This is a genomic window from Enterococcus sp. JNUCC 77 (assembly GCF_054819945.1).
The window spans coordinates 35,304-44,486 of sequence record NZ_JBTHIG010000005.1; the positions used below are offsets into that span (position 1 = coordinate 35,304).

The following is a 9,183-nucleotide window of genomic DNA, read 5'->3' on the forward strand; positions in this document are numbered from 1 at the left end:
GTGTGAATCTATGTCAAAAGAATCAAAATTGACTTATAGCGAAACTTTAGAAGCCAGAGCACAACGAGGGGAAATGACCCATCAGAAAGAAGCTGCTCTTAAAATTTTAAAGGATAAAGAGCAAAAAGAAAAAATTGCCTTAACTGAAAAGAAAGCTTCACAAAACAAGGCGAATAAAGGAGGAAATAAATAGTGAGTTATTCTGATAAATGTAGACCTACTTTTAATTCTGTGTCATATGGAAAAATTGAAACAGACTCAACTGCATGGTTCACACGGTTACGTGATCCTCAGCAGTGTAATATCTTCGGTTTTAGATACTCTGAAACTACTGAAGGAACATCAAGCTTCTCTCGTCAGTTCAGTGATCGACCAGATGAGATTATCTGTGGATTAGAAAAATGTGATATGACTGGAACACTTTTTGTCATTCCAAATGTTGTGAATGAGGGTGGAACGGTAACGACAAAAGTTCGAACTGAAATTCAAAAAGATGGAGAGCCTTTCCAGTACGGATACGCACGCTATCTAATTTTTGGAAACAAAGGAGATAAATTTGATCTATCTGTTATGGTGAAAGGAAGCCAGAATGGTAATAAATATTCAATTACTTTAAACAATAATGGCTGGAATGCTGTTGTTATCGAATTATTTAACCCAGATGAATTTATTGGTACTGGGTGGATTGGTGAAAATGTTGGCTTTTATGTAGATATTGAGCCTAAGCAATCTACCGAATTTAGACTTTCTACATTTGAATTATTTGAAAATGCATATGACTTAATCAAAGATATGACTATCGGCTTTACTTGTGTCACAGATTTTTCAGGTGATCCTACATTAACTATTACTAGTGATATCTGTACGATTCCGTCATACGATGATACGGCTACAACTATTGAACGAAGTATTACTGCAAATAATATGATTGGTGAATTAGGAGATTTTGGACCTTTATTTAAAAGAATCAATACATCTCAATTCGCTGTCAAACGGAACGGTAAGTTCACAGCGGTTGAAAAGGAACTGAATGGTGTTACTTACGCTGCTGTTGAGATTCCTGATTTAGCAGCTATTCAGTGTCCACACTTAGTAGTGCAACCGCAAAATTGCGAGTATGATTTGTTGTATCATCTACAAGTTGATGGTGCAGTTAATAAAGTAACTATTCCTGAAGACATGTATTTCATTGAAAATACAACAATTTATATGAAGAAAACTTATGTGGGCAAAAAGTTTGTCATTGCATATCCTCGTATGGAAAATGGTACCGCATGGGAAATCACCACTAAAGAATTAAATCAGAGTAAGTATTACATGGAAATGATTACTCCAATTGGAAATGAAGAGTACATGTTGAAAGCTGATAATGTTCTTGTCACTGGTCTACCTATGACTTGGACTCGTGAAGCAGGAACAATGACAATTCCTTATTCGATGGTCAAAGGTATTGATGGTACTTTCGGTACCTTCGTCAAGTTGGATAATAGTAAATAAATGGAGATAAAAAGGAGTGGGATTATTTCTCACTCCTTTTTTTGTATGAGTCATGGAAGAATACAACAGAATCGAAAAGCAGAATCTTACAATTGATGATTTAATACAATGCTTGTTTACAAATTTTCCCTATGCTCCACCTTTTATCAGAATTAATAAAGATGGAGTGTACTCTTTGGTTGGTCAATCAGATTTGTCAACGGACAGGATACAAGTTTATAGCAATGGATTTAAAGGGAAACTAACCGCGTTAAATCATTTTGTCACTATTAATGAACTAATTAGGACCATGAAAATATTAGATAGTATTGATGATAGTCCCGAAATAGATGTTCATGATCCAGAAATTATTGAATTTATAGAAAATATGTTTAAGTCAACACTTGCTGTATTTTTTGACACCGACTTTTTGATAATAAATGAGGTATACAATCATGAATTCTTTTACGAGTTTATCATGAATAATAAAGAATTAATCAATGAAGCTATATACAACATTACTCGTGATGAGGTTCCTAGCAATAGTTTAAGTCCAAAAGAACTTGATGAGAGCTTTGAAGGTGAACAATTTATTGACCCTTATATTAGTTTGGCTTATGACATAGCAAAAAACTACAAGATAAGACCGTCAGAAGTTGTGAACAACTGGACCACAAGCGAGTTGATAGTAACGTTTACTAAAATGGCTAATGAAAATGCAATGAATGCGTATGTATCTTATAAGGCGAGTAGACCAAATGCTCCAAAGGACAATAGTCAGCCGAAGAAACAAATTTATTTCTTTGAAACGCTTGAAGAAGCCAGTAAAGAAAATGAAGAGGCCCTTCAACATGAGGAGAGTGATGAAGATGACTGATCCGTTTGGTGGTAGCGTCTTCGGTCAAATGTGGGAAGCGGTTAATGATCACGTAGAAGAACGAGCCGACGAGGCTCTAAAAATCATGAAGGGTGTTATTCATAGAGATTCCGGAGCACTATCTGACGCAGCAGAAAAGGAGAAAGTCGCTGATGCTAATTTTCTTGTGGGCATTAATGAAAACAAGCTTGTTAATGATCCTAGAAATATAGAAGGTGCGAATTACGTTACTTATTACTATTACGGAACTAAGGCACACACTATTCGAGCAAAAAAAGGAAAGATGCTGAAGTTCACCAAAAACGGTCAAACGTTTTACAGGAAAAGCGTTAAACATCCTGGAACGAAACCGCATAACTTTATTCAAGACACACTAGATAAAATGAGATAGGAGAAATAAAAAATGGCTAAAAAAACAGCGAAACAACTAAGACAAGAATTGGCTTTGTTAGAAAAAGCAGAACAAAACGATTCGAAGCAAGAAGAATTACATACTCTAACTATCTTGAAGGATGATGATCTTGTTGATATTGAAGCTTTGCCAAAAACTAAATTAACTGCTTTTGATAAGGCTAAAATTATGTCTAGTTTGAGTCAATTAAGTGAAATCAAAGATGAAGTTGAAAAAATCACCAATGATAAAGAAATGAACCAGGAAGACTGGTTTATGTTAATTATTGTGTTTGATGAAATTACAACCGACACACTTGGTATTGTTTACAACCAAAAAAATATTTCTATTCCGTCATTGCCTAACTTGGATTTATTAAGAATTTTTATTTTAGACAATGAAAATTGGATTGGTGAAAAAGTAAATCTGTTCATTAAACAGTTAGACCTAATGTCTGAAAAAGTTAAAGACGAAGAAGAATCAGAGAAGTAGTATTTTTATCTAATTCTATCGGGAAGGAGGTAAAATATTATGGCTGCATCCGGTGTAGGTCAGTTTTCAATCAACGTAAAATCCAACCTTAAGGATTTTTATGGTGAATTAAATAAGTCGTATAAAACCATGAAAGAACTGACTGATAGGAAACATAAGCTTGAGGTGGATAGCAGACAGTTAGATTCTTTAAGGGATAAATCTCAAAGAATCGCTGCTGAGATGAAAGAATTACGTCAACAAAAGACTGAAATCAAATTAGGCACAAGAGAAGTTGATAATGCTGAACAAGAAATTGAAAATATAAACAAAAAGATTTCCAGCCTGAATCGACAAAAATTAACTGTTGAAGCTGACATTCAACCAATAAGAACTGCTAACACAGAGTTGTATAAGGTGAATGGAGAAATTGATCGGATCAATTCAAAAAAAATTGATATTAATGTCAGTGAATCCATTAAGCAAGTGGGATCAACCGTTTCTAGTATGGGCGATGGCATTTTAAAAGCGTTCAATCCTTTAACCTCTAAACTAAATCAGATGTTTGGATTTGGATTGATCAATAGTTTAGCTGATAAAGCTGTGAACTTGATATCTGGATCGGTTGATGGAGCGATTAGCCGAATGGATACATTGAATAACTTTGAAAAAGTTATGTCTAACATGAATATCGGCAGTGAAGATGCGAATAAATCTAAAAATACTCTGATTGAAGGTTTAGATGGACTTCCGACGGCTCTAGATGCTGGGGTAAGTGCAGTACAGAGATTCACTTCCAAGAATAAAGATATTCAAAAATCTACCGATTTGTTCCTAGCAGTTAATAATGCCTTATTGGCTGGTGGTACAAGTGCAGATACCCAATCACAGGCACTGGAACAACTTTCTCAAGCATATTCTAAAGGTAAGTTTGAGATGGATGAGTGGAAAACATTAACCAATGCCATGCCGGCTCAGATTGATCAGGTTGCTCAATCATTTGGGAAAAGCTCATCCGAATTGTATGAATCGTTAAAAGATGGTTCCACTTCAATGGATAAGTTTATGGATCGAATCATTCAGCTAAATACAGAAGGCGCAAATGGATTCAAGAGCTTTTCTGAGCAGGCAAGAAATGCTGTTGGTGGTGTAGAAACAGGAATTTCACGAATGAAAAGCGCTGTGACTCGTGGTATTACATCAATTCTTACGTCTATTGATGAAATGGCTAAAGCAAGAGGATTAGGTGGCATTTCAGACATTCTTTACAACATTGGTAAAGCCTTTGAAAATGGCATGAACAACGTTGCTAAATTTATCGCCGAAAATCAAGATACTATTTTTTCTTTCTTTGAGAAGATCGGCAATTTTCTAACCAACATAGATTACGCTGGCTTTTTTAATGGGCTCGGTTCTGGATTATCTGGATTGTGGAAGGATGCTAAGGCAGTATTCAATATTTTCAAACCGCTATTTAATTTACTTGGTAGTGATGGTACTGCCGAGGGAATAGGTAAGTTGATTCCTAGAATTTTTGAGCTTGGTATTGCTTTAAAAGCGGCAGGTACAGCGACAAAATTATTCGGTGGATTTACTTCTATTGTTGGGAAAATCAGCGAATTTAAGTTACCAAGTTTTAATATTTTTGGTGGCAGTGGAGAAACACCAATGAAAAATGTTGGTGTTGAGGATTTGAAGGGCTTAGGTTTGAAGATGCTTACTGTAGCTGGTATCGCCGGAAATATATATTTAGCTGCTAAAGCCTTACAACAAGTGAATGAAGTCGGTGATTTAAACAAAATTGGTAGCAAAATGGCTTCAATTGCAGTAGCTGTTAGTGGTATGAGCGCTATTGTTATTGCTTTAGATAAAATATCTACTAAGCTAGGTGCAAATATGTTAGCAGGTATCGGCTCAGTCATTGGTATTGCTGCAGGAGTTGCCGCAATGGCAGTTGCATTGCAACAAGTGGATAAGATTAATAATAATTTCGGCCAGATTCAAGTGAAGATTGCTCAAATTGCGTTGGTAATTGGAGAAATGAGTATTGTTATTGGTATCTTAGGAGCTTTGACTGCTAGCGGAATCGGAACTGCAATAGTTGCTGCTGGTTTTTCAGCGGTAGTTGCAATAAGCGCTGGTTTAGTAATTGCTGCCAATGCAATTCGAGAAGTTGATAAAAAAGTTCCCAAAAACATCAAGTCCGTTCTTAAAAAGATCCAAAGTATTGGTGAAGTTTTAAAAGAGATGAGTGGACTAGCAATCGGTAGCTGGTGGACAGCGTTGATGAATGCTGGCAAGGCGTTAAATGTTAAAGCGCTAAGCTCAGTAGCAAAAAATATTATAAAAGTGACAGAATCACTTCAAAAATTAAGTGATATGGAAATTGATTTAGACGAAAGTAAAATTGCTGAGTTAATAGTTAGTCTTGAAGCCTTTATGTTTATACTAACTAGAAATCAGGATTTTGTTTCGTTAATAGATAAAGCAGCAAATATTTGGGTAAAAGGAAAACAGTATGACAGCTTAAATGATGTAGTTACTAACTTAAAAAATATTTCAGAAAAGCTTCAAGAAATATCTCGTGAAAATTATGATATCGATGGTGAGACGGTAGCTAACTTAATTGTTCAAATTGAAGCATTCTTACTCATTTTAAACAGGGGTGAAAACTTTGTCAGTTTAGTAGACAAATTAGCTAATGTTTGGGTAAAAGGAAACATTTATACAGACCTTGTGGGTATTTTGGACAATATCAAAGCTATTGCAGATAAAATGAATGGAATGGCTAACGCTGGACTTGAAATAGATTCGGAATACTTCAAGAAACCAATTGATGAGATTGAAAAATTAATTACTTTCTTAAAGGGTAAAGATGACTTTTGGGATAACCTTACAATGGTTTTAAATCTTTGGTCAAAAAATAAGAAGTATACCGAATTTATGGAGTTTCTAGATTCTACAAAAATACTTGGCGAAAAGTTAACTGAGATGTCTGATAGCAGTGTAGATATAGACATAGCTAATATTAAGAATATTATCGAGTCTGTTGAAATCATCAATTCAGCATTACAGGAGACATTTGCTGATTTTTCTGGCGATAATTCTGGAACAAATCAAGCTTTCGCTGACAACATGTCTTCGATGAAGGATTCCATTTTCGCGTTATCTGGTATAGCTACATCAGCACAAGCTATAAACGGTATTGAGCTAAATGTTGACTCTTTAGACAATACGTTAAAAGGAATTAAAAAAGTAGTCAAACTACTTTCTAGTAAGTCATTTACCAGTGAAGATCTAATTACATCAGAAAAAATGACGGATATCAAGTCAGCAATAGATACTTTAATTGATATTCCAAGTAAATTTTCCGGATTTACATTGCCGGATAATATTGATGAGATTTCAACAAACATGGAAAAATTAGTTGAAGTATTAAAGAAACTTCAATTCGATGAAGACTTTACCAAAGGTGTTTTATCAGTTGATGATATTGGCAATGTAAATAATACTGTTGATTTGATTGTGGGAATGGTTGGGAAATTACAGCAACTGAGTGGTGATCTAAACATTGGCATGATTGGTGACAATATCAATGAAATAAAAACCAAGTTGGGAATGTTGGGATTCAAGGACAAAGAGTTTCTAGATAATCTGTTGAAAGAAAATGAAGTTAACAAAATTAACAGGACTGTCGATTTATTTATTAATTTGATAGCTAGACTTGCTGAACTCAATCAACCAATAGATTTATCGATGATTAACACTAATGTTTACAATATGAAGTCAGCTATCTTTGCTATGTCTTTTCTTGATGAAGATAACGAAAAATTATCTAATTTACTCGATGAAGATCAAGTTAATAGAATAAATAAGACAGTTGAAATGTTTTCTAACCTATTGGCAACTTTACCACAGCTAAATGCATCACTTAACTTGCCGGATTTTGCCGAAAATATAAATGATCTAAAAACTAAAATAGGTATGCTATCTTTTGGGGATAAATCCTTCTTAGAAGGATATTTGAAAGAGGGCGAATTTGAAAAAATTAACAGTGGTATTGGTTGGTTGATTCAAATAAGAGATAACCTAAATAATTTTGGATCAACAGGAATGAATAACGATGCTATTACTGCAAATGTAACCATCATTAAAAACGCCATAACTAGTATTTCTGATTTGGCCAAAGACAGTATTCTAGAAAACCTAAATGGAATTAGTGAAGCACTTAGTACCCTGATAAGTAATTTGACTACAGCATTTCCACCTCAATTTGCCGATTTAGGAACACTGTTAGCAACAAATCTAAATGACGCATTTAATAAAAAGCTAAACTTTAGTAAGGCAGTCGATGAAAAACTGAAAGCAATATCAACGGGAGAAGCTACTTCTGCGGGTGATCGATTAGCTAAGGCTTTGAATGATACTTTTAGCAACAGACTCAACCTAACTGATGTTATTACTAAATCTATTCAAAATGCTTTGAACAAGGAGTACACAGCTAAAGTTAAAGTTGAAACCACGTCAACAAACAGTCGTTCTACCAGTACAGCTTCAAGTAGTTTTATTGGACCAAGACAAAACAATAGTGCTAGTGGAGGACTTATCTCAAACGGAGATCCTTATTCACAACTTGTAGACTCTCCGGAGAGGCCTTTACTAATGAATGGTGAATATGTCATACCTGAACCAGTGGTTAAAGCTGTTGGTGTTCCATTGTTAGACAGTCTTAGAAACGGTGTTGTTTCGAGAACGCTCAAAAACATGGGACAAAGTATTTCAAGAACCACTTCAACTGTTTATAACAACTACAATAATTACGACAGTCGAGATCAAAGTGTAAATGTTTATCCGCAAGTAGTACCTGATCTTGTTGCTATCACAAATAGGAGGTTGCGTTAATGAAAAGATTAGTACAATTCAATGAATTAGTTTTTAATCATACTGCTTTCGTTGCGCAACAACCTGAAATAGCAACAGAATTTAGGATAAGCAAATTCCCATATGCGAATCGGCATGGCGATTATAGTCCTGAACGCAGGACCGGTAGAAAAGTAAATTCCAAAATGTTTTCGATTACCTTTGATGTGAAAAAATCAATTTTTAATTGTGAGGAACGAGAATATATCGAGCAGTTTGTCCAAGCAAATTTGTACAAAATTGGTCGTTTATGGGCAGTCCAAGGTGATTTATTATTATGGGCTGTCGCTAAAGCTGAATCAGTCTCAGAAGGCTTTGAGGATACAAAAGGGACGCTTACTTTTACTGCTACGATGTATCTTCCTGATGGCTTTTGGTATATTGCTGACCCGACTGCGACATACTTAGAAGAGTATCACGAATGCGATGTCCTTGAGTGCTTTGAGGTCTTAGACAGGCCCATTTGTGAATGCTGTTGGTGCAACATCGCTTTAGCTGATGAGCGAATGTGTTTTAAATGTTCTGGGCAAAAATTATGTGAAACACCAAAAGATGAACTGTCTTACAAAATAGGTAATTGTGGAAACAATATCAAAATTAATTATTCTTGCGATTGCCAAGAACCTAATAAAGTTGTCAAATCTCCTTACGGACAAACAACTGCTTCCGCTGATTTTCAAGCGAATACATTATATGAAACTGATGATATTGTGATTGAGATATGTGGAAAATTTAAAAATCTAATGATTGATTTTAATGGCGAGTTCTCTCAAATCATAGGCGAATATGATGGCAAAACTATTATTAGTGGCGGAGTAGTCCAAAATGGTTGCGATTATATAGATATTGATAAATTTCATGGGATATGTGGACCTGGAACATGTCCATCTGATGATTGTGATCCTGAATCTTTTGCCTTAAAAAGTAATCAAGGAGCAAGCGGCATTGTTCATTGGATGGTTAATACTGGTAAAAATGTCATTCGCTTTTACGGATTCAGTGATGAAGAAACTCAAGAAATCTCTATATATGTTAGGGGGATTGCGCT

The 9,183-nt window shown here is 35.0% G+C and carries 7 protein-coding genes; all 7 read left to right on the top strand.

What is annotated here, in order from left to right; genetic code table 11:
• The first annotated feature begins 10 nt into the window (after positions 1-10).
• Entirely contained in the window at positions 11-193 is a 183-nt protein-coding gene (locus tag ACVWNY_RS19245; protein WP_454072568.1) for a hypothetical protein, read from the top strand.
• Positions 193-1,497 carry a hypothetical protein gene (locus ACVWNY_RS19250; protein WP_454072569.1) on the top strand — a complete coding sequence of 435 codons (1,305 nt, stop codon included), beginning with the start codon at positions 193-195 and terminating at the stop codon, positions 1,495-1,497. Before ACVWNY_RS19245 ends, ACVWNY_RS19250 begins: the two co-directional genes overlap by 1 nt.
• Before the next feature lie 52 nt (positions 1,498-1,549).
• On the top strand, positions 1,550-2,353 hold the full coding sequence (locus tag ACVWNY_RS19255) for a hypothetical protein (RefSeq protein WP_454072570.1): 804 nt from the start codon (positions 1,550-1,552) through the stop codon (positions 2,351-2,353).
• Positions 2,340-2,744 (top strand): hypothetical protein, encoded by a 405-nt coding sequence (locus tag ACVWNY_RS19260; RefSeq protein WP_454072571.1) that lies wholly within the window; start codon positions 2,340-2,342, stop codon positions 2,742-2,744. The genes ACVWNY_RS19255 and ACVWNY_RS19260 overlap by 14 nt, the downstream gene beginning before the upstream one ends.
• Positions 2,745-2,756: 12 nt before the next feature.
• Positions 2,757-3,236, top strand: a complete 480-nt coding sequence (locus ACVWNY_RS19265; RefSeq protein ID WP_454072572.1) for a hypothetical protein — start codon at positions 2,757-2,759, stop codon at positions 3,234-3,236.
• Positions 3,237-3,275: 39 nt separating this feature from the next.
• Positions 3,276-8,117 carry a tape measure protein gene (locus ACVWNY_RS19270; protein ID WP_454072573.1) on the top strand — a complete coding sequence of 1,614 codons (4,842 nt, stop codon included), beginning with the start codon at positions 3,276-3,278 and terminating at the stop codon, positions 8,115-8,117.
• Positions 8,117-9,183: hypothetical protein (locus ACVWNY_RS19275; RefSeq protein ID WP_454072574.1), on the top strand; the 1,067-nt coding region annotated here is incomplete at its 3' end. The genes ACVWNY_RS19270 and ACVWNY_RS19275, both read left to right, overlap by 1 nt.